General features: G+C 70.1%; 20 protein-coding genes, 2 tRNA genes and 2 pseudogenes. 13 read left to right on the forward strand and 11 right to left on the reverse strand.

The genetic code is table 11. The features are described 5' to 3' along the window. Positions 1 to 114: 114 nt before the first annotated feature. From GTY58_RS30270 to GTY58_RS30280, 3 genes are all read left to right on the forward strand, one after another. Entirely contained in the window at positions 115 to 690 is a 576-nt protein-coding gene (locus tag GTY58_RS30270; RefSeq protein ID WP_010987206.1) for a TerD family protein, read from the forward strand. Positions 691 to 795: 105 nt separating this feature from the next. Continuing rightward, complete coding sequence (locus GTY58_RS30275) at positions 796 to 1,941, forward strand: DUF475 domain-containing protein (RefSeq protein ID WP_010987207.1); 1,146 nt, start codon at positions 796 to 798, stop codon at positions 1,939 to 1,941. 163 nt (positions 1,942 to 2,104) lie between these two features. After that, positions 2,105 to 2,839, forward strand: coding sequence for a hypothetical protein (locus GTY58_RS30280; RefSeq protein WP_010987208.1), 735 nt, complete (start codon positions 2,105 to 2,107; stop codon positions 2,837 to 2,839). Between the two features lie 27 nt (positions 2,840 to 2,866). Here the strand turns inward: GTY58_RS30280 and GTY58_RS30285 are convergent, their stop codons facing one another. Beyond that, on the reverse strand, positions 2,867 to 3,793 hold the full coding sequence (locus tag GTY58_RS30285) for a TerD family protein (protein ID WP_010987209.1): 927 nt from the start codon (positions 3,791 to 3,793) through the stop codon (positions 2,867 to 2,869). A 191-nt stretch (positions 3,794 to 3,984) separates the two neighbouring features. Between GTY58_RS30285 and GTY58_RS30290 the strand changes: the two genes are divergently transcribed. The 3 genes from GTY58_RS30290 to GTY58_RS30300 all read left to right on the forward strand — a co-directional run bounded on the left by GTY58_RS30290 (position 3,985) and on the right by GTY58_RS30300 (position 8,542). After that, positions 3,985 to 5,148, forward strand: a complete 1,164-nt coding sequence (locus GTY58_RS30290; RefSeq protein WP_010987210.1) for an HpcH/HpaI aldolase/citrate lyase family protein — start codon at positions 3,985 to 3,987, stop codon at positions 5,146 to 5,148. Positions 5,149 to 5,282: 134 nt separating this feature from the next. Continuing rightward, entirely contained in the window at positions 5,283 to 7,724 is a 2,442-nt protein-coding gene (locus GTY58_RS30295) for a phosphoribosyltransferase (RefSeq protein WP_037645545.1), read from the forward strand. Beyond that, on the forward strand, positions 7,724 to 8,542 hold the full coding sequence (locus GTY58_RS30300; protein ID WP_010987212.1) for a hypothetical protein: 819 nt from the start codon (positions 7,724 to 7,726) through the stop codon (positions 8,540 to 8,542). Before GTY58_RS30295 ends, GTY58_RS30300 begins: the two co-directional genes overlap by 1 nt. 84 nt (positions 8,543 to 8,626) lie before the next feature. Here the strand turns inward: GTY58_RS30300 and GTY58_RS30305 are convergent, their stop codons facing one another. The 4 genes from GTY58_RS30305 to GTY58_RS30320 all read right to left on the reverse strand — a co-directional run bounded on the left by GTY58_RS30305 (position 8,627) and on the right by GTY58_RS30320 (position 12,046). Next, positions 8,627 to 8,848, reverse strand: coding sequence for a zinc ribbon domain-containing protein (locus GTY58_RS30305; RefSeq protein ID WP_037645546.1), 222 nt, complete (start codon positions 8,846 to 8,848; stop codon positions 8,627 to 8,629). 9 nt (positions 8,849 to 8,857) lie between these two features. Continuing rightward, positions 8,858 to 9,538 (reverse strand): DUF4383 domain-containing protein, encoded by a 681-nt coding sequence (locus GTY58_RS30310; RefSeq protein ID WP_010987214.1) that lies wholly within the window; start codon positions 9,536 to 9,538, stop codon positions 8,858 to 8,860. Positions 9,539 to 9,666: 128 nt separating this feature from the next. After that, positions 9,667 to 11,091 (reverse strand): hypothetical protein, encoded by a 1,425-nt coding sequence (locus GTY58_RS30315; protein ID WP_010987215.1) that lies wholly within the window; start codon positions 11,089 to 11,091, stop codon positions 9,667 to 9,669. Positions 11,092 to 11,245: 154 nt separating this feature from the next. Further along, entirely contained in the window at positions 11,246 to 12,046 is an 801-nt protein-coding gene (locus tag GTY58_RS30320) for a DUF4097 family beta strand repeat-containing protein (RefSeq protein ID WP_010987216.1), read from the reverse strand. A 267-nt stretch (positions 12,047 to 12,313) separates the two neighbouring features. On the opposite strand from GTY58_RS30320, the gene GTY58_RS30325 reads away from it, so the two are divergent. Further along, positions 12,314 to 12,388 (forward strand) — tRNA-Val (locus GTY58_RS30325). A gap of 92 nt (positions 12,389 to 12,480) precedes the next feature. Here GTY58_RS30325 and GTY58_RS30330 read toward each other — a convergent pair. Continuing rightward, on the reverse strand, positions 12,481 to 12,843 hold the full coding sequence (locus GTY58_RS30330) for a tyrosine-type recombinase/integrase (protein ID WP_306292879.1): 363 nt from the start codon (positions 12,841 to 12,843) through the stop codon (positions 12,481 to 12,483). Between GTY58_RS30330 and GTY58_RS40985 the strand changes: the two are divergent. From GTY58_RS40985 to GTY58_RS30350, 5 genes and pseudogenes are all read left to right on the forward strand, one after another. After that, positions 12,815 to 12,922: pseudogene (locus GTY58_RS40985) on the forward strand (NUDIX hydrolase); the annotation flags it as partial. The gene GTY58_RS30330 and the pseudogene GTY58_RS40985 overlap by 29 nt on opposite strands. Before the next feature lie 828 nt (positions 12,923 to 13,750). After that, positions 13,751 to 14,533, forward strand: coding sequence for a hypothetical protein (locus GTY58_RS30335; protein WP_037645547.1), 783 nt, complete (start codon positions 13,751 to 13,753; stop codon positions 14,531 to 14,533). A 10-nt stretch (positions 14,534 to 14,543) separates the two neighbouring features. Then, entirely contained in the window at positions 14,544 to 14,729 is a 186-nt protein-coding gene (locus GTY58_RS30340) for a hypothetical protein (RefSeq protein ID WP_037645548.1), read from the forward strand. A gap of 74 nt (positions 14,730 to 14,803) precedes the next feature. Then, on the forward strand, positions 14,804 to 15,478 hold the full coding sequence (locus GTY58_RS40990; protein ID WP_237528914.1) for a hypothetical protein: 675 nt from the start codon (positions 14,804 to 14,806) through the stop codon (positions 15,476 to 15,478). A gap of 193 nt (positions 15,479 to 15,671) precedes the next feature. After that, positions 15,672 to 15,745: transfer RNA gene (locus GTY58_RS30350), tRNA-Val, on the forward strand. A gap of 97 nt (positions 15,746 to 15,842) precedes the next feature. On the opposite strand, the gene GTY58_RS30355 is transcribed toward GTY58_RS30350, so the two are convergent. The 3 genes and pseudogenes from GTY58_RS30355 to GTY58_RS30365 form a co-directional block, all read right to left on the reverse strand. Further along, positions 15,843 to 16,163, reverse strand: coding sequence for a hypothetical protein (locus tag GTY58_RS30355; protein ID WP_010987220.1), 321 nt, complete (start codon positions 16,161 to 16,163; stop codon positions 15,843 to 15,845). Positions 16,164 to 16,268: 105 nt separating this feature from the next. Then, complete coding sequence (locus GTY58_RS30360) at positions 16,269 to 17,192, reverse strand: 2-dehydropantoate 2-reductase (protein ID WP_037645553.1); 924 nt, start codon at positions 17,190 to 17,192, stop codon at positions 16,269 to 16,271. A 146-nt stretch (positions 17,193 to 17,338) separates the two neighbouring features. Further along, positions 17,339 to 18,108 (reverse strand): annotated as a pseudogene (locus GTY58_RS30365) (MBL fold metallo-hydrolase). 62 nt (positions 18,109 to 18,170) lie between these two features. Here GTY58_RS30365 and GTY58_RS30370 point away from each other — a divergent pair. Then, positions 18,171 to 18,425, forward strand: a complete 255-nt coding sequence (locus GTY58_RS30370) for a DUF2277 domain-containing protein (protein ID WP_010987224.1) — start codon at positions 18,171 to 18,173, stop codon at positions 18,423 to 18,425. On the opposite strand, the gene GTY58_RS30375 is transcribed toward GTY58_RS30370, so the two are convergent. Both GTY58_RS30375 and GTY58_RS30380 read right to left on the reverse strand, forming a co-directional pair. Next, positions 18,397 to 19,008, reverse strand: coding sequence for a VTT domain-containing protein (locus GTY58_RS30375; RefSeq protein ID WP_010987225.1), 612 nt, complete (start codon positions 19,006 to 19,008; stop codon positions 18,397 to 18,399). The genes GTY58_RS30370 and GTY58_RS30375 overlap by 29 nt on opposite strands. Positions 19,009 to 19,285: 277 nt before the next feature. Next, entirely contained in the window at positions 19,286 to 19,741 is a 456-nt protein-coding gene (locus GTY58_RS30380; RefSeq protein WP_010987226.1) for a DoxX family protein, read from the reverse strand. Between the last annotated feature and the right edge of the window lie 6 nt (positions 19,742 to 19,747).

Below are 19,747 nucleotides of genomic sequence, written 5' to 3' on the forward strand. Positions count from 1 at the left end.
GTCACCATCCGAGCCGGGCGGTCTTCGGCTCCTCCGTCCGGCGCCGCACCCTCGTGAGTGCGGCGCCGGACGCGCTTGACCACTGCACGTACGACCTTGGGGAGGACCAGCATCATGGGCGTCACGCTCGCCAAGGGAGGCAATGTCTCCCTGTCCAAGGCCGCGCCGAACCTCACGCAGGTGATGATCGGCCTCGGCTGGGACGCGCGCTCCACCACCGGAGCCCCCTTCGACCTCGACGCCAGCGCGCTGCTGTGCCGTGAGGGCCGGGTGCTGGGCGACGAGTGGTTCGTCTTCTACAACCAGCTCAAGAGCCCGGACGGCTCGGTGGAGCACACCGGCGACAACCTCACGGGTGAGGGCGAGGGCGACGACGAGTCGATCCTGGTCGACCTCTCCACGGTGCCGGCCCAGGTCGACAAGATCGTCTTCCCTGTCTCGATCCACGAGGCGGACAACCGCGGACAGACCTTCGGACAGGTCAGCAACGCGTTCATCCGCGTGGTCAACCAGGCCGACGGCCAGGAGCTGGCCCGCTACGACCTGAGCGAGGACGCCTCGACGGAGACCGCAATGATCTTCGGCGAGGTCTACCGATACGGAGGCGAATGGAAGTTCCGCGCGGTGGGACAGGGGTACGCATCCGGACTGCGGGGCATCGTTCAAGACTTCGGGGTCAGCGTCTCCTAGGCCCGCCTGTGTCCGCCGAAGGGGCAGCCCTCTAGACTTCGGTCAACGTTAGGTAAAGCCGAGTACGGCGCGGGGGAGACCCGTACATACACGATTGGGTAGCCAGTGCTTCTGAAAACCTTCGGCTGGTCGTTTGCGGTCACCGCGCTCGGCTTGGTCGCAGCGGTGATCTACGGGGGGTGGACCGCCTTCGGCATCGTGGCGATCCTGTCTATCCTCGAGATCTCGCTGTCCTTCGACAACGCGGTGGTCAACGCCGGAATCCTGAAGAAGATGAGTGCCTTCTGGCAGAAGATCTTCCTCACGGTCGGTGTGCTGATCGCCGTCTTCGGTATGCGGCTGGTGTTCCCCGTCGTGATCGTGGCGGTGACCGCCAAGAAGAGCCCGATCGAGGCGGTCAACCTCGCGCTCACCGACAAGGACCAGTACCAGCAGCTGGTGACCGACGCCCACCCGGCGATCGCCGCCTTCGGTGGCATGTTCCTGTTGATGATCTTCCTCGACTTCATCTTCGAGGAGCGCGACATCCAGTGGCTGCGCTGGATCGAGCGCCCGCTCGCCAAGCTCGGCAAGGTCGACATGCTGTCGGTCTGCATCGCGCTGGTCGTGCTGCTGGTCTCCTCCATGACGTTCGCGGTCCACGCCCACCAGCACGGCGGCGCGCACGTCGACAAGGCGCAGACGGTGCTGATCTCCGGCATCGCCGGCCTGATCACGTACATGGTCGTCGGCGGACTCTCCGGCTACTTCGAGGACAAACTCGAGGAAGAGGAGGAGCGGGAGCACGAGGAAGAGGAGGAGGCGGCGCGGACCGGCAAGAAGAAGCCGGCCGTCGTCCTCGCCGGCCAGGCCGCGTTCTTCATGTTCCTCTACCTGGAAGTGCTGGACGCCTCCTTCTCCTTCGACGGCGTGATCGGCGCCTTCGCCATCACCAACGACATCGTCCTGATGGCGCTCGGCCTCGGCATCGGCGCCATGTACGTCCGGTCGCTCACGGTCTACCTGGTCCGCCAGGGCACCCTCGACGACTACGTCTACCTGGAGCACGGCGCGCACTACGCCATCGGCGCCCTCGCCGTGATCCTCCTCGTCACCATCCAGTACGAGATCCACGAGGTCATCACCGGTCTCGTCGGCGTCATCCTGATCGCCTGGTCCTTCTGGTCCTCCGTGCGCCGCAACAAGGCCCTTGCGGAAGCCGAGGGAAAAGCGACGGCCTCGGACAAGACTGAGGTCTCGTCCGGGGTGTGACACCTCCTTCTAAAGGCTCGGTTCGCCTCAGGGGCGCCGTCAGGGCGCCGTCACGCGGGTGTGAACCGGGCCGGGGTAAGGGAACGCTCTGAGCGGGGCGGCTGTCGAGGACGAGTCCTCACGGCCGCCCCGCGGCATTCTTGGTTCATATGTGGGGGCGGGCATGAGCTTCTGGGACGACCTGTGGCGTGGGCGCTCGACCGAGTTCGACTCGGGCAGCGCCGCGACCAACGCGATCGAGCTGACAAAGCGCCACCAGCGGGTCTCGCTCACCAAGCAGGGCGCGGCCACCGGCAATCTGCGCATCAACCTGTCCTGGCGGATGCGCACGTCCGACATCGGCGGCCCCGAGCGCGGCAGCCTGCTGCGCCACCCGTTCAGGCTGTTCACCCCCGAGGTCGTCCAGGCGCACACCCAGAGCATGGTCAACGTCGACCTCGACCTCGGCTGCATGTACGAGCTGGCCGACGGCACCAAGGGCGTGGTGCAGCCACTGGGCGGCTTCTTCGGCGAACTCAACGACCCGCCGTACATCAAGCTCAGCGGCGACGACCGCTTCGGCTCGGGGTCGGGCGAGACGATCTTCGTCAACCTCGACCACCGCGACGACATCAAACGGCTGCTGATCTTCGTCTACATCTACGACCAGACGCCGGCGTTCGACCGGACGCACGCGATCGTCACACTCTTCCCGAGCAACGGCCCACGCATCGAGATAGGCCTCGACGAACGCCATCCGCAGGCCCGCTCCTGCGCGGTCGTGCTGATCGAGAACGTCAAGAGCGAACTGACCGTGCGACGCGAGGTGAAGTTCGTGTACGGCTTCCAGGCCGAACTCGACCGCCTCTACGGCTGGGGACTCCAGTGGGGGCGCGGCTACAAGTCGGCCGACCGCTGACCCGCCCCGCTCACCGGCCCGCCCCGCTCACCGGCCGATGAACTGCGGCCCCTGCGGCGGCAGCCGGAAGTCCGGGTCGGGCGCGGCGCCCACCGCCTGCGGGTAGCCGTACGCGGGCGGTACCGCGGCCGCCGTCTGCGGCTGCGGGTAGCCGTAGGCGGGCTGGGTCGTGGGTGCTGCGGCGGCCGGCTGCGGGTAGCCGTACGCCGGCTGCGCGGGCGGCTGCTGCGTGGGCTCCGGCGGATAGCCGTACGTGGACTGCTGAGGCATCGGCGCGGGCTGCTCGGGCGGCAGCGGCACGGAGGCCTCGGGTGCCGCGGACACCGGCCCGGACCAGGCGGAGGGGGCCGCTCCGGCCGTGGCCGCGGGAGCGGATTTTGGGCCCGAGGGTGCGGATCCGGCCGTGGGGTCCGACTCGTCCACCGAGATCCCGAAATCGGTCGCGAGGCCCTGCAAACCGTTCAGGTAGCCCTCGCCGAGCGCCCGGAACTTCCAGCCCTCGCCGCGCCTGTACAGTTCACCGCAGATCAGCGCGGTTTCCTGGCCCGTCTGCGGCTTGATGTCGAAGTACGCCAGCGGTTCGCCGTCCGGGGCGGCGGCGTCGTACAGCAGGACGCGCAGCGACCGGACGCGGTCGAAGGTGACGTCGTCGGCCGAAGCCACCAGGAGAATCTGTCCGACAGCGGACTCGACACCCGTCAGATCGGTCTGGATCGTGTCGGTCAGGGCCTCGGCTTCCCGCTTCTTGCCGAGCAGCCTGACCTGTCCCGAGGGATGACGGGGCTGGTTGTAGAAGACGAAGTCCTCGTCGGATCGCACACGTCCGTCGGGGCCGAGGAGCAGCGCCGAGGCGTCCACCTCCGGGACACCCTGTCCCGGGGTCCAGCGCAGCACCGCCCGTACCGCCGTAGCGTCCAGCGGGATGTTCGACCCCTTCAGCATCGCGTGCGTCATGCGGTCATCCTGCCCTGTCGCTCCTGGTCACGACAACGTGGGGGTCGCGTTTCAATGGCAGCAACCGTTGCGTGAGTGACACGGTCGAGTTACCTGAACTTCATGCCCGGTGGGAACTCATGACATGGATCAGTACGTACTATTACCGGCCACATCTTGTCTGGGCCGTCCAGCCGCCACGGGGGAGTTTTATGCGTCATTTCGGGCACATCGCCCCTGAGGAGCGACAGCGCCTCTTCTACCGGGAGCCGGCCGTCTTCAGCGCCGATTCCCCCGCCCGCGTGCTCGCGGCGGCCCTGGGGGCCACCCTCTACAGCCCGGCGACCCGGCCGCAGCTGGCCGACGACGTCGTCAAGCAGGCCGGCCGCGGGGTGGTCTCCATGGTGTTGTGCCTGGAGGATTCCATCGACGACGCGGACGTCGTGGACGCCGAGGAGAACCTGGTCCGGCAGTTCACCGACCTCGCCGGACGCTCGGACGTACCGCTTCCGCTGCTCTTCGTCCGGGTCAGGACCCCCGAGCAGATCCCGGACCTCGTGCGGCGGCTCGGCCCGGCCGTTCGGGTGCTGTCCGGATTCGTACTGCCGAAGTTCACCGAGGAGCGGGGCGTTCCGTTCCTGGAGGCGCTCACCGCGGCCGAGACCGCGAGCGGGCGGCGCCTGTTCGCCATGCCGGTGCTCGAATCGCCCGATCTGCTGCACCTCGAGTCGCGCCGGGAGACCCTGGCCGGGATCTTCCGCACGGTCGACAAGTTCCGCGAAAGGGTCCTCGCGCTGCGCCTGGGCGTCACCGACTTCTGCTCCTCGTACGGGCTGCGCCGGGCGCCCGACATGACCGCGTACGACGTCCAGATCGTCGCCTCCGTGATCGCCGACGTGGTCAATGTCCTCGGGCGGGCCGACGGCACCGGGTTCACGGTGACCGGCCCGGTCTGGGAGTACTTCCGGCTCCAGGAGCGGATGTTCAAGCCCCAGCTGCGCCGCAGCCCCTTCACCCCGGAGGCCGAGCAGCTGCGCGACACGCTCATCGAGCACGACATGGACGGCCTGCTGCGGGAGATCGCCCTCGACCGGGCCAACGGCCTGCTCGGCAAGACCTGCATCCACCCCTCGCACGTGCTGCCCGTGCACGCGCTCTCCGTCGTCAGCCACGAGGAGTTCAGCGACGCCCAGGACATCCTGCGGCCCGAGCGGGGCGGCGGGGGCGTGCTGCGCTCCGCGTACACGAACAAGATGAACGAGGTGAAGCCGCATCGCGCCTGGGCCGAGCGGACCCTCCAGCGCGCCGAGGTTTTCGGGGTGGCCAACGAGGACATCGGCTTCGTGGAGCTGCTGGCCGCGGGACTGCCCGACTGAACCGAACCGGCCGTACGCCGACAGGGCGCCGTGCCGACGCCACAGATACGCCGTGCGGGCGCCACACAGACGCCGCGCCGACGTCGTGGAGATGCCGTACAGGCGCCGTGCGGCGCCGTACAGACAAGGAATCGATGAACAACGTGGTCTGGTCCGGGACGTGGGTCGCCGAGCGGCTCGGTGTCGAGCTCGTCGGCGACGAGAAGCTGAGCGACCTGCTGGGGCTCGCGCTGCGGCGCAACCCCAAGCGGGCGCATCTGCTCGTCTCGAACGTGCTCGGCAAGCACGTACCGCAGTCGCCGTCCGTGGTGTACGGGTACGGCGTCGCCCTCGGGCGCCGGGTGCGGGAGCTCCTTGGCGCCGACGAGGCCCGTACGGCGGTCGTCCTCGGCTACGCGGAGACGGCCACCGGGCTCGGCCATTCGGTCGCGGACGGGGTGGGCCTCGCGCCCTACCTCCACTCGACCCGCCGCTCCGTCGCCGGCGTCGCGCGGGCGGGCGGCTTCGAGGAGTCCCACTCCCACGCGACCTCCCACCTGCTGCTGCCCGAGGACCCGGCGCTGCTGGCGGGCGACGGCCCGCTGGTCCTGGTCGACGACGAGTTCTCCACCGGCAACACGGTCCTCAACACCATCCGCGACCTGCACGAGCGCTATCCGCGCGGCCGGTACGTCGTCGTCGCCCTCGTGGACATGCGCTCCCCGGCCGACCTCGGGCGCCTGGACGAGTTCGCGCGCGAGATCGGTGCCCGGGTGGACCTGATCACGGCCGCCTCGGGGACGGTGAAGCTGCCCGAGGGCGTGCTGGAGAAGGGGCAGGAGCTGGTCGCCCGGCACGAGAGGGCCGTACCGGCGGAGCCCGCCCCGCGCGACCTCGGGCCGGTCACCCGGGTCGCTCTCGGCTGGCCCCGGGACCTCCCCGACGGCGGCCGGCACGGCTTCACACCCGAGCACCGCGCCCGCCTGGACAGGGCCCTGCCCGCCATGGCGGCGCGGCTCGCCGAGGCGATACCCGGCGAGGCCCGCCGCATACTCGTTCTCGGGTTCGAGGAACTGATGTACGCGCCGCTGCGGCTGGCCCACGAGCTGGAACAGGCCGTCCGCGGCGAGGTGCGGTACTCCACGACCACCCGCTCACCCGTGCTCGCGGTGGACGACCCCGGCTACGCGATACGCAGCCGCATCGTCTTCCCCGCCCACGACCATCCGGACGACGGACCCGGCGAGCGCTACGCGTACAACGTCGCCGGGGCCGGCTTCGACGCCGTCGTCGCCGTCGTCGACTCGGCCGCCGACACCCCCGCGCTGCACGCCCCCGACGGACTGCTGGCCCAGCTCGCCGCGCACACCCCGAGCGTGCTGCTGGCCGTCGTCCCCTCGTACGTTCCCGGACCATCGCACGGACCCGAAAGGCCCCCCATGCTCCCCGAGCCTCTCCGTGGCCCCGCCTTCTCCTCGTACGCGCCGGACGAGGTCGGCTGGCTGCTCCAGGACCTCTCGGATGTGACGCTGGAAGCGCCGACCGAGGAGCGCGAGGAGGCGATCCAGCGCGGCGGCGCCCACTACGCGGAGTCGCTGCCGGTGGAGTACCAGCCGAGCGAGCAGTACCAGGCGCTGTTCCAGGCCGCGCTCGACGACTCGGCCACCCGTATCGCCGAGGCGGTCGGCGCCGTCACGGAGATCGTGCTCGCCGAGCGGTCGCCCCGTCCCGTTCTGGTCTCTCTCGCCCGCGCCGGTACCCCCGTCGGGGTCCTGATGCGCCGCTGGGCCCAGCACCGGCACGGGCTCGACCTGCCGCACTACGCCGTCTCCATCGTCCGCGGCCGCGGCATCGACGCCAACGCGCTGCGCTGGCTGGCCGACCGGCACGACCCGGCCGACGTCGTCTTCGTCGACGGCTGGACCGGCAAGGGCGCGATCACCCGCGAACTCGCCGACGCCATACGGGAGTTCGAGGAATCCGACGGCATCTCGGGCTTCGACCCGGAGATCGCGGTCCTCGCCGACCCGGGCTCCTGCGTACGCACGTACGGCACCCGCGAGGACTTCCTCATCCCCTCCGCCTGCCTCAACTCGACCGTCTCCGGCCTGATTTCGCGCACGGTGCTGCGCGCCGACCTGGTCGGCCCGCACGACTTCCACGGCGCGAAGTTCTACCGCGAACTCGCCGGTGCCGATGTGTCCGTGGACTTCCTCGACGCCGTCTCGGCCCGCTTCGCCGAGGCCGAGGACACGGTCGACGCCCGCGTCAAGGAACTGCTCTCCGCCGACCGCGCCCCGACCTGGGAGGGCTGGGCGGCGGTCGAGCGGATCAGCGAGGAGTACGAGATCCACGACGTGAACCTCGTCAAGCCGGGCGTCGGCGAGACCACGCGCGTACTGCTGCGCCGCGTCCCCTGGAAGATCCTCGCCCGCGCCGGAGCGGGCGCCGACCTCGACCACGTCCGGCTGCTCGCCGAGCAGCGCGGGGTGCCCGTCGAGGAGGTCGCCGAACTCCCGTACACCTGCGTGGGGTTGATCCACCCCAAGTACACGCGGGGCGCCACAGGTGCCGACGGCAAGGCGGTGACGGTCTGATGGCCCGGCCCACGGTGCTCGTCGCCAGCGACCTCGACCGCACGCTGATCTACTCGGCCGCCGCACTCGCGCTGACCATGCCGGACGCGCGGGCGCCCCGGCTGCTCTGCGTCGAGGTGCACGAGAACAAGCCGCTGTCCTACATGACCGAGACCGCGGCCGGGCTGCTCACCGAGCTCGGCGACGCGGCGGTGTTCGTGCCGACCACGACCCGTACCCGTAAGCAGTACCAGCGGATCAACCTGCCGGGCCCCGTCCCGAAGTACGCGATCTGCACCAACGGCGGGCAGTTGCTGGTCGACGGCGTGCCGGACCCGGACTGGCACGATGTGGTCACCGGGCGGCTCGCCGACGAGTGCGCGCCGCTGGACGAGGTGCAGGCCCACCTGGCCGAGACCGCCGACCCGGTGTGGCTGCGCAAGCAGCGCGTCGCCGAGGACCTCTTCGTCTATCTCGTCGTCGAGCGCGAGCTGCTGCCCGAGGCGTGGGTGAAGGAACTCGCGGTGTGGGCGGAGAACCGCGGCTGGACGGTCTCCCTCCAGGGCCGCAAGCTCTACGCCGTGCCGAAGCCGCTGACCAAGAGCGCGGCGATGCGCGAGGTCGCCCGCCGCACCGGCGCCGGACTCACGCTCGCGGCCGGGGACTCCCTGCTGGACGCCGACCTGCTGCTGGCCGCGGACCGCGGCTGGCGGCCGGGGCACGGCGAACTGGCCGACGCGGAGTGGGCTGCGCCGGCGGTCGCGGCTCTGTCGGAGCGGGGTGTGCTGGCGGGGGAGCGGATTCTGCGGGAGTTCTTGCGGGGGGTGCGGGAGGGGTAGGGCGGGTCCTTGTCGACGGCGGTTGGTCAACGACTGTTGGCCAACCGCTGACCGCTGCCTACGCCCGTAGGCCACCCCCGTCGCTCACCCGCAGCAGCCCCCGCCGCAGCAACCGCCACCGCCTCCGCCCGCCCGCGGTGCCGGAGACGGGGCCGGGGCCGAGCCGCCCACCGCGACCGTCGACAGGAGTTTCACCGTGTCGTCGTGGCCGGCCGGGCAGGCCGCGGGGGCGGCGGACTCCGCCATCGGGCGGCTCAGTTCGAACGTGTCGCCGCAGGTCCGGCAGCGGTACTCGTAGCGAGGCATGCGCACAGGTTAACCGGCGTCGCCCGGCGGCCGCAGCGCCCCGGACGCCTTCGCCCGCCGCCGCACCTCGGCCTCCCGCAGCGTCGCCAGCTGCCGCACGTCGTGCGCCCGCCGCAGCGACTCCACCGACGACGTCCGCATCCGCTGCTCCCGCTCCACCTGTTCGGGGTGGCGGGCCCGCCAGTACGGGTTGTCGTGCGGCAGGGCCGAGCCGACCCGCCCGTACATCCCGAAGAACATCAGCAGGACGCCCACCACAAAGCTGAACAGCACGTTCTGGATGTGGAACGCGAGGAAGTTGAAGCCGGTGTCGAGGAGCGCGAGGTTCACGAAGCCGCTGAGGATGAACAGGATGCCGAGCACCATGTTGAGCGTAGACGCGACGTTCCCGCCGATCACCATTCCGACGAACAGCAGCAGCCCGACGCAGATCGACAGCGCGCTCAGTGCGCCGTTGGTGTTCAGGCCCGCGACCGTGTCTCCGTGGGTGTTGAAGAAGCCGATCCGGTTGATCAGGCCGAGGACGCCGAAGGCGAGGAGCACGAGCCCCATCAGCCCCGCGCCGACCCGGTAGAACTTGCTGAGGCCGTGGTCGACCGGCAGATGCTCGTCGAGGTTGATCCTTCTGGTCCGTCGCGACCGTCGCGACCGTTGTGATCCCCGGCGCAGTCCGTGGGTGTGGGTGGCCATGTCCGCCTCCTCTCACCGCAGGGCGGAGGCCGTACGGCACCCCTTCAGGATCCGCCCGCGGTGGCCGCGAAGCCAACACCGGGCGCACGCACGCCGCCCCCTTCACGGACCCTCCTCGCGGACCCCCTTCACGGTCCGCCCGTGCCCCGCTCCTCGCGGATCTGGGACACCACCCGCGCGACCGACTGCCGCACCGCCTCCAGCTCGGTCAGGAAGTGCCAGTAGTCGGGGTGGCGCCCCTCCAGCGTGCCGATGGCGCGGTCGAGCCGGGCGACGGAGTCGTCGAGGGGGCGGGCATGCCGCGGGTCGGGCGTGTTGCGGCCCGCCATGGCCAGCCGCTGCGCGTCGCGGATCGCGAAGCGCGTACGGTCGATCTCCTGCTGCGGGTCCTTCGCGACGGCGTTGAGCCGCCGCAGCCGGTCCCCGGCCGCCGACACCGCCTCGTCCGTGTTGTTCAGCAGTGCCCGCACGGTGGACAGCAGCGAGGTCGCGTCCGGCCAGCGCTGGGCGTCCCGCGCGGCCTGAGCCTCTTTCAGCTTCAGCTCGGCCTGCCGTACGTTCTCCGCGGTGTGTTCCGGCACGTGCTGGAGGTCCTGCCAGCACGCGGCCGAGAACCGGCGCCGCAGCTCGCTCAGCATCGGATCCACCTGCCCGGCGCGCGTGGTCAGCGCCTGGGCGCGGGTCCGCAGGGACACCAGCCGGTGGTCGATCTCGGCGGCCCGCTCCGGCAGCCGCTCCGCCTCCGCGCGTACCGCCTCCGCGTTCCGGGCGACCCGCTCGGCGCGCTCCAGGGTCCCCGGCACACCGTGCTGTCCGGCGCCCTGGTTGAGCTTGGTCAGCTCCGGGGCGAGGGCGGCGAGACGGGCGGCGAGGTCGTCGGCCTTCAGCCCCGACTCCCGTACGGCGTCCAGCGCGTTGCTCGCGGCGAGCAGGGCCTGGCGGGCGCGTTCGACGGCCGGGGCGAGCCGGGCCAGCTGGGTCTCGGCCTTGCCGAGCAGCGGCCCGAGCCCCTGCTCGAAACGATCCAGCTCCTGCTTGACCCGGCCCAGCTCGTCGCGAGCGGCGGTCAGCTCGGCGCGGGCGCGCGAGGCGGTGGCGGCCTCCAGGTCGACCCGGTCGAGATCGTGTGCGTCGACGGCCTCGATGTACTGGTGGCTGGCCTCGTCGATCCGCCGCCCGAGCGTCTCGAAGTCGGAGACCGCGCGGCGCGCGGCGGGGGAGTCGTCGACGGCGGTGATGGTCTCTATCGAGATGCGCAGGTCACGCTGGGCGGTGTCGAGCTCGTAGAACGCGGCCGCGGCGGCGTCCTTCGCGGCCTGGGCCTCGGCCCGCTGCCCCTCGGCCCGCCCGCCGAACCACCGCCGGGTCCCGCCGCCGGCGAAGGCCGCGGGCAGGGCGAGAGCGGCGACGAGGGGGAGGGCGACGAGGGTGAGCACGTCGCGGACGGCGCCGGACGAGATCCGTCGGGAGCGACCGCCGGGCCCGAGCGGCCCGCCTGGTCGGTGTGCGCGTGGCGCAAACGGCGTGTACGGCTGTGAAGGTGTCGCCGTCACATCCCTCTCCCGTGCTGTCATCCGCCCTACCCGGTGTCATTCTCCCACCGGTTGAGGACGAACACACGGGCCGGTCGGTTCGCGGTCGAGACCGAGACCCGTTGTCCGGCTATCGGGTTGTCCGGCTATCCGGTTGCCCGGTTCGCCGGGGGCCTCAACCTGCCGTCCGTACCGTGACCGCTCCATCCTTCGTGTGTGCGTCGACCACATGGGAGCTGGTCTCGTCCCTGGGCACGGACACATGCACGCTTCCGTCGTCGCTGCCGGTTGTCACGCGGTACGCGGCGTGCGGCAGCGTGATGCTGATCGAGCCGTCCTGGCTCCTGGACTTCACCAGGTCGGGCACCACGCCCAGTTCGAGGTGGATCGAACCGTCCTGGCTGTCGGCCTCCACCCGGTGCGAACCGACGCCGGCCGCGCTGATCGAACCGTCGGCGGTGTGCAGCGTGAGCGGCCCCGTGGAGTCGGTCACCCGCACCGAACCGTCCGACGTACTGACGCGGAGCGCCTCCTTGAAGCCCCGCGCGCGCACGCTCCCGTCGCCGTCCTCGACGGTGACGGCGACCCCGCGCGGCACCTCGATCCGGTGCTTCGCGGCGCAGTCCGCGACCATCCCCGAGCACTTCATCCGCAGCACGAGCCGGTTGCCCTTCATGGTCCACGTCACCCTGGGATCCCTGCCGACCATCACGCTGCCGCGGAACCACCGGGTGACCTCGACCTTGTCGACGTCGGCCGAGACGACTTCGAGCGCCGAGTCGTCGGAGTCGACGGTGAGTGTGCGCCCGGGGAGGGCGAAGGACCGGTGCTCCGGATCCTTGTCCTCCGTCGCGTCGGCCCCACAGGCGGCGGCCGTGGCGACCAGCACGGCGACGACACCGGTGACGGCGAGTGCCCGGGTACGCCGGATACGTGCGGTACCTCGGGCAGGACGGGTGCGCACTGTGCCAGCCATGAAGATCTCCCCCTGAAAACCGGACCGTCCGGTGCGCTACGACCGTACGAACCCGCGGCCTCCGAGGGGATCCGGGCCGCTCCCGGATCCGAGGTGGGGAAAACCCCCGGTGTCCGCGCCCGGGTTTCGCGCGGCGTCCCCGCCCGGGTGTTCCGCGCGGTGCTTCCCGCAGCGTTTCCCGGTATCCCGGCCGCGCTCCGGCGGTACGGGTTTCGATACGGGTTTGCAGGGCATGCCCCCGGGCAATGTAGGCTGTCGACTCGTCCTGGGCGCGTAGCTCAGGGGTAGAGCGCCGCCCTTACAAGGCGGATGTCGGCGGTTCGAAACCGTCCGCGCCCACCAGTCTCAGGACACGACTAAGGCCCAGGTCAACCGGTGTGAATCCGGGGACCTGGGCCTTGATCTTTCTCGGCGACTTTTCGGCGCCGTGCCACTTACGTGCCAGATGGGCCGCGCGGGGGCCGCTTCACCTTCCTGATCTGACCGTCGACGTAGTCGGCGATCTGGTGGTCACGGCCGTTGACGAGGTGCTGGTAGATCAGCGCGGCCCGCACGGAGGAGTGGCCCATGCGGTGCATCAGCTCGCGGGTGGTGGCGCCGCCGGTGGCAGCGAGCGTGTTCCCGGTGTGCCGGAGATCGTGGAAATGGACGTCACCGAGACCGGTCGCGTCGAGCGCTCGGAGCCAGATCCGCCGGAAGTTGTTGCGCCGCAGGACACCACCACGGGCACCGACGAAGACGAGCCCGGTTCGGCCGGCACTCGCGTACTCGGCCAGGTGTTCCGCGGTCTTCGCGATCCGTCTCCCGGACGCCTTGGACGGCAACGGCCCGCACGTGTGGAGCCACGACGGCAAGCGCCTCATCCCAGCGGGATAGAACTTTCCCTACTTCATCAAGGCCCGCGCACGGCGCGGGCGCGCGCCGCCTCTGCGGCGCGGCCTGCCTCCTGTCTGCGCCCCGGCTGGCCGCGCCCGGCGGCGCGCTGGCGAACTGCGGGCATGAAGTGGGAGACACCCTCTGTGGCTGGGGCGGTCGGCTCCACGACTTTAGCCAGCCACTTTGGGGCGAGCCTCGAAGATCATGGCCCCAACGTCGTGCTTTAACGGGCAGGTCCACAGACTGCCCGACTCGCCGGAAGCTTACGGGGCCATGATCACTCGCCCCAAAGCAGCTCCCGGCCAAAGTCGCTACGCCGACCTACACGATCACCCTCGGACGTCCGTCACGACCCAACTCCCCCGGCCGGGCCGTCCGTCGGAACGCGATAGGAAGCACCTCCTCCAGGTGCAGCCTCAGCATCAGGCTCGTAGCGATTGTGAGGAACGCCCGTGCAACTCGGTGAATCATCAATCATCCGCATCGACGACGCCCATACGGTTCACGGGTTGAGGGGTGCAAAAGGCGCATCACGTGGCAATCATCCGTAGGACTCCGTCGCCTCGACACCGGGATGGGGTGGGGAGGAACTCTCCGGAAATCACTGATGTGGCAAGTCCGCGGAGCCGCCATCGCTGACGTAGAGACCTCTGACTCCATGAAGCTCAGAAGATCCTCAACAAACCACTGAAAGCATTTACTTCAGCTTCACAGCTCCATACTGTCCGTACATCGACAGTGACAAGGCGAAGGCGGCCAAAGCGCATGGGGAGGATGCCTCGCTGTCAAGCACTGTCAGCTTTCACGACCAAACAATGGGGGACCAAGTTGTCCACGCTCAAACAGCGGACGAAGCTCTTCTCGATCGCTGGCACATTCATTGCGGCATCTGCCATGGTAACTGCAATCGCACCCTCCGCCCAGGCTGCGACACCGACGGACGAGCAGATCCGGATCGCACTCCAGCACCACGCCGACGGCACTCAGACGCCGGCGGATGTCGCAGTTATCAAGTCGGTCCCGGCCCTGGCTGCCTCAGTCCCGGACCCCACTGCGCCGGAGGAGATCACCACGACGGAGGCCGTCATCAACGCCAACGGTCAAGCCGTCTCCCCCGCCAATGGGGCCCCTATGACTCCTGAGCAGCTGGCCGAGGTCATGCCCCCCTCGACCGCGACGCCCAGTGACCCGTCTACTGAGGTAACGACGCCGGCCGAGACCGAGGTCGCCCCGCAGGGCAGCGCGGTCGCCCCCGGCATCACTGGGGGCACGTGGAAGGTGACCCACATCACGCATACTCACCGCGCCTACAGTCATACCGTTATATTCAAGTACCACACATACGCCAGCTTCAACTACGGCGGCGGTAAGGTTCGTGGTTGGCGCGATCGTTCCGACGACATCACCAACACCAGTGTTGACGTGGAGATCGCACCCAAGCGCATCGTGAACACGAAGTCATATACCCCCGCGTCGTCCGCCACGTCGCAGATGAAGCGCGAAATTAAGCTATGCGTATTCAAGTATGGCTGTTACGCAATTCTTCACCCTTGGGCCAAGGTCCAGGTGTTTGGTACCGGCAAGACGAAGATTGCCGGCAGCGGCGTATAGAGGAGAAAACATGAAGTCGCTCATCGGCCCTATCGTCGTTATCCTGGCCATCTTCTTCGGCATCCTGTTCCTCCTGGGATCCCAATTCGGTGCCATTGAAATAACGGTGTGGTTCGCCGCTCTAGTCGCCGCACTTACTTTTACAGTCCGCCGCCAGCGGCGGGTTGCGAGGCGGGAGCAGAACATCCACGGGTAGTCGACGCGACACATGGAACACCGCGCCCGGCTTGCCACCCAAGGCAAGCGAAGCGCGACTTTGATGGCTCCAAGGTGGCTTTGGTCGACCGCGGTCCATTTGCTGGCCCCGCAGTGGCCGATCGGTACGAGGTCATACGACCGTACGACCGGCGGCAGGAGCGGCAGGCGAAGAGCCTGTTTCCTGCCGCATCCTGCACGAGCCGCGCCGAATCGCCGAGGCCGGTGTCGGCGCGCACGTGGCGACGCAGGGAAGGCGAACGCCCCGGCTGGCCGTCGGAGGAGACCGCGATCGTCATCCATGACGCGCTCGGCCGCGGGCCCGAAGATCTGGGGTTCACCACGCCGCCGGGGTGGATCCGTCCCGAGCGCCATGAAGAGGGCGAAGTGAAACGCCGTGCCTTCGTGTCCGTCACCGCCGCCGCCCTGGTGACAGGCCCCGTGGCGCCGCACCATGTCGACCCCGCGCTCATCACGTACTTCCAGCAACAGTTGAAGGGCCACTACCGGGCGGACATGTTGCTCGGACCGCACGACCTGATCGTGCGGACATCGTGGTGCCCGCCGCTCACTGCGAGATCGTCTACGAGATCCCGATCAACCGTCCATAGCGGCCTGCCGGACCCGCGGACGCAGATCTGCGGGTGTCGCGACTACCTTCGGCGTCGGAGGTACCAACCCGCCACCAGCACGATGAGGATGGCAACGACGAAGGCCCACACGGTCGTTGCGCCGTGGTACGAGCGGTAGGCAATCAGAGCAAGCATGTTCAGGCGGATACCCCGGGCGTGTGGCTTCAGCCGACACACGTCGTCCGTCCTTCTGCCGAATGCGTGTCGAAGGCGCCGTACGTCCGCAGTCGTCAGCCGAAGAACGCGAGGTCAGAGGGCATGCGCCGGTGATCCCGCCCAGCGCCTTCCAAGCGCTCCGGCGTAACTGACCCGGGTAACGAAGCCGCCGACCACGTCCGCCCTCACAAGGCGGATGCCGGCGGTTCGAAACCGTCCGCGTCCACCAGTCTCAGGCAGTCTCAGGCGGTCTCAGGACGTGAACAAGGCCCAGGTCGCCGGTGTGAATCCGGGGGCCCGGGCCTTGGTCTTTTCGCTGGGGCTTGCTAGCGGGCGTGCTTCAGTTTCATCCGGGCGTCGACCTTCTTCTCCGGTGCGATCTCCGCCCAGAAGCGGTGGCAGGTCACGAAGACCGCGAGTTCCCGTTCGCGCTGCCGGAGCTTCTCCACCTCGGCCTGTTCGTCCTCGGTCCAGTCCGGCGAGGCGGGGCGCTCCACCTTGCGCCAGCCGTTGGTGTCGCTGAATCCGTCCAGCTGTTCCACCGACCAGGGAAGTCGCTTCAGCAGGGCCAGAAGCTCGGCCCGGACCTGGTGCAACTCCTCCTGACCGGCGCGGAGGTCACTCGGGAAGTCATAGGTCTCAGCCACCCGGTAATGGTACGCCTGTTCGATTTTTGGATGCGAGCTCCTTTGCCCACTTCACACGAACGGGTGTCGGGGGCCGGGTGCGCGGGTGCCGGGAGGGGGCGCGGCTCAGCGCACCCCGTCTCCCACCTCCCGGATCAGCCGTGCCGCCACCGGTACCGCCACCCCGTGCTGCTCCGCCGCCCGCAGCAACGCCCCGCCGATCGCGTCCAGTTCCAGCGGGCGGCCCGCCTCCGCGTCGCGCTGCATCGACGACCTGGTCTCCGGCGGGAAGGCGTCGTAGCGGGCCAGGGCCGCCGCCGCGTCGGCCGGGGATCCGCATGCCCGGCTCACCGCCGTGATCTCCTCGGTCAACGCCACCAACTCCTCGCGGTGGTGCGTGCGGACCTCGCCGAGGGGCACCCCGTACCGGGTCGTGAGCAGGGCGAACGGCGTCAGGAACGACATCTTCGCCCACAGCGTGGCCGCCTCGTCGTTCCCGTCGGCCGACACGCGCACCCGCAGCCCCGCCGACTCCAGGGCCCCGGCCAGCCGGTCCAAGCGCTCACGGGGCACGCTCGCGCCGGTCAGATCGACCTCGGCGAACGGACTGCTGTGCTCGATCACCCCGGGCGCCACGCGCGTCGACTCGACACGGATGACGGCCGGCGCCACGTGCTCGCCGCCGTAGCGGGCGCGCAGCGCGGCCGGATGCTCGACGCCGTTCAGCAGCGGTACGACCAGGCCGGCCTCGGCACCGTCTCCCAGCGCCTTCGCCGGTACGCGCTCCAGGGCGGCCTCCAGCGCCGTGTGCTTCACCGCGACCAGCACCGCGTCGACCGGCTCGCGCAGTTCCGTGTCCGCCTCGACCCGTGCCGTGAACTCGCCGAACTGCCGGCTGCGCACCTGGATGCCGTGCTCGCGCAGCGCCCGCGCGGTGTCGTCGCCGGCCAGGCAGATCACGCGGTGCCCGGAGCGTGCCAGCAGCGCGGCGAGCAGCCCCCCGACACCGCCCGGGCCCAGTACCGCCACCGTGAGTTCGCTGTTCGTCATGATTCCCCCATCTTCTCGCCGGGGCCTCCGCACGGAGGCCCCGGCGATGATCACCACGGGTCGGGACGCCAGTCAATCCTCAGTCGATCCAGTCAATCCTCGGAGAAGCCCATCCCGTACTTCGGGAGACGCCGGTGCCTCGTCCGTCAGAGCCGTACCGAACCGCCCGGCTCCAGCAGGTGCAGCCGCTCCGTCAGCCCCGCCTGAGCGAACGCCTTCGTGAGCGTGGCACCGTCCTGGGTGAAGTGGCCCCAGTGCTCGAAGTGGAGCGGCACGACATGGCGGGCGCCGAGGATCTCCGCGGCCCGCGCGGCCGCCTCACTGGTGAGGGTCAGCGGCGCGTCCGGCACCAGCGGGGTGCGGGCGGCGCCCGCGAAGAGCACGGCCACGTCGAACGGGCCGAGCCGGCCGGCGATCGCCCGGACCACGTCGAGGGAGGCGTTGTCGCCGCTGACGTACACCGTGGGCAGCCCTTCGCCGGACAGGACGAAACCGGTGACCTCGCCCACGATCGGCTCGGAGCCCTCGGGGCCGTGCAGCGCGGGCACGGCGGTCACGCGCAGCACACCGCCGTCGGGGCGGGGCAGCTCGATGTGCTCCCATGAGGGCAGGGCGCGTACGGGCGCGCCGATGCGCTCGTACGCCGAGGCGGTGGACAGCGTCAGGGGGCCTCGGTGAGGTACGCACGGCCCGCGCCGTCGAGGTTGTCGGGGTGCTGGTCGTGCGAGAGGAGGACGGCGTCGACCGGGGCGAGGTCCGTCGGCGGCAGCGCGGGGCCCGCCGTCTTCACCAGCTTCCGCGAGCCGACGGGGTACTCGCCGGGGGCGTCGAACGTCGGGTCCGTCAACAGGCGTACGCCGCCGAGTTCGACAACGGCCGTGGGGCCGCCGACATAGAGGATCTCCACTGTGGTCATGCTCTGCACAATCCGGTGCGAGAGCGCGGGTATTCCCGTGCGGTTCGCGCGAGACTGGACGCATGTGCCGCAGTATCAAGACGCTCCGTCCGCCCGTACTCCCCGAAGAGGCCACCGAGGAGGAGATCCGGGCCGCCGCGCTCCAGTACGTGCGCAAGGTGTCCGGCTTCCGCGCGCCCGCCGCGCACAACCGTGAGGTGTTCGAGCACGCGGTGGAGGCGATCGCCGTGGCCACCGCCGACCTGCTCGGGGGCCTGGAGGTACGGGGTGGCGCCCGTACTCCCGCCGCTACTCCTGCAACGCCGGGCGGCGCATGAAGTACGCCGCGCCCGCGCCCGCCCCGAACAGCGCTGCCACGGACACGCCCGTCGCGAGCCAGGTGGCACCCAGCCACTGCCCGCCGAAATAGCCCAGGGCGACGCTGTACACGGCCCAGCTGACACTCGCCAGGACCGACCAGGGCAGGAACTCGCGGACACGGCGGTGGGCGGCGCCCGCGCCCAGGGAGACGACCGAGCGTCCCGCGGGGGCGAAGCGGGCCAGCACCACCAGGGTGCCGCCGCCCCGCGAGAGCGCCGCGCCGAGACGTTCCTGCGCGCTGCTCAGACGGCGGGAGCGGGCGATGGCGCGGTCCAGGCGGTCGCCGCCGCGCCAGGCCAGGCGGTACGCGACCAGGTCGCCGGCCACCGACGCGGTGACCGCGCAGAGGGTGAGCGCCAGGATGTCGGGCGCGTCGTGCGGCACCGCCTTCGTGGCCGAGCCCGCCGCTGCCGCCGTCGCCGCCGTGATGACCAGGACGCCGCTCGGCAGGACCGGCAGGAAGACGTCGAGGAGGACCGATGCGGCCACGACGGCGTAGATCCAAGGGCTGCCGGTCAGCGACCCCACACTTTCAAGCACCGAAGAACTCCCCCGTCTACTCCCCCGTGGACCCGACCGTGCCGCTACGTCGCGGGGGAGCGGCAGGGCGGCTTGTGACAGCCATACAGCGTACGCGGGGGGTGTGACAGGAGATCCACGGGGGGCGCATGCGTCGTTCACGCACGCTTCACCGAACGGCGCCCACATCTTCGTAGGAAGGTGTGGGCGCCGTCGGGCTGTGGACCGGATGCGCGGCTGCGTGGGTGCCGCCGGATCGGTTGTGCAAGTGCGGGTGCGTGCGGGTGCCGGTGTCCGGTCAGGCGGCGACGGGCTCCGAGGCCGGCTTGCTCTCCTCGGCCGCGGCCGAGCGGCCGGCGAGGAGCCGGTCGAGGCCGAAGGCGCCGGAGCCGGTGAAGACCAGCAGCAGGAACGACCAGGAGAACAGGGCCGACAGTTCGCCGCCGTTCTGGATCGGCCACAGGGCCGCGGACTGGTGGACGTCGAAGTACGCGTACGCCATCGAGCCCGACGAGATGAACGCGGCGGCACGGGTGCCGAGGCCGAGCGCCACCAGGGAGCCGCCGACCAGCTGGATGACGGCCGCGTACCAGCCGGGCCAGGTGCCGGCGGGGATGGTGCCGCCGTTGCTGCCCATGGCGCCGCCGAGGACGCCGAAGAGCGAGGCGGCTCCGTGGCAGGCGAAGAGCAGGCCGACGACGATGCGGAACAGGCCGATGGCGAAGGGCTGGGCGCTGTTGAGGCGTCCGGTCATGTGGGG

Source organism: Streptomyces sp. SID5469 (genome assembly GCF_009862865.1).
Lineage (GTDB): Bacteria > Actinomycetota > Actinomycetes > Streptomycetales > Streptomycetaceae > Streptomyces > Streptomyces avermitilis.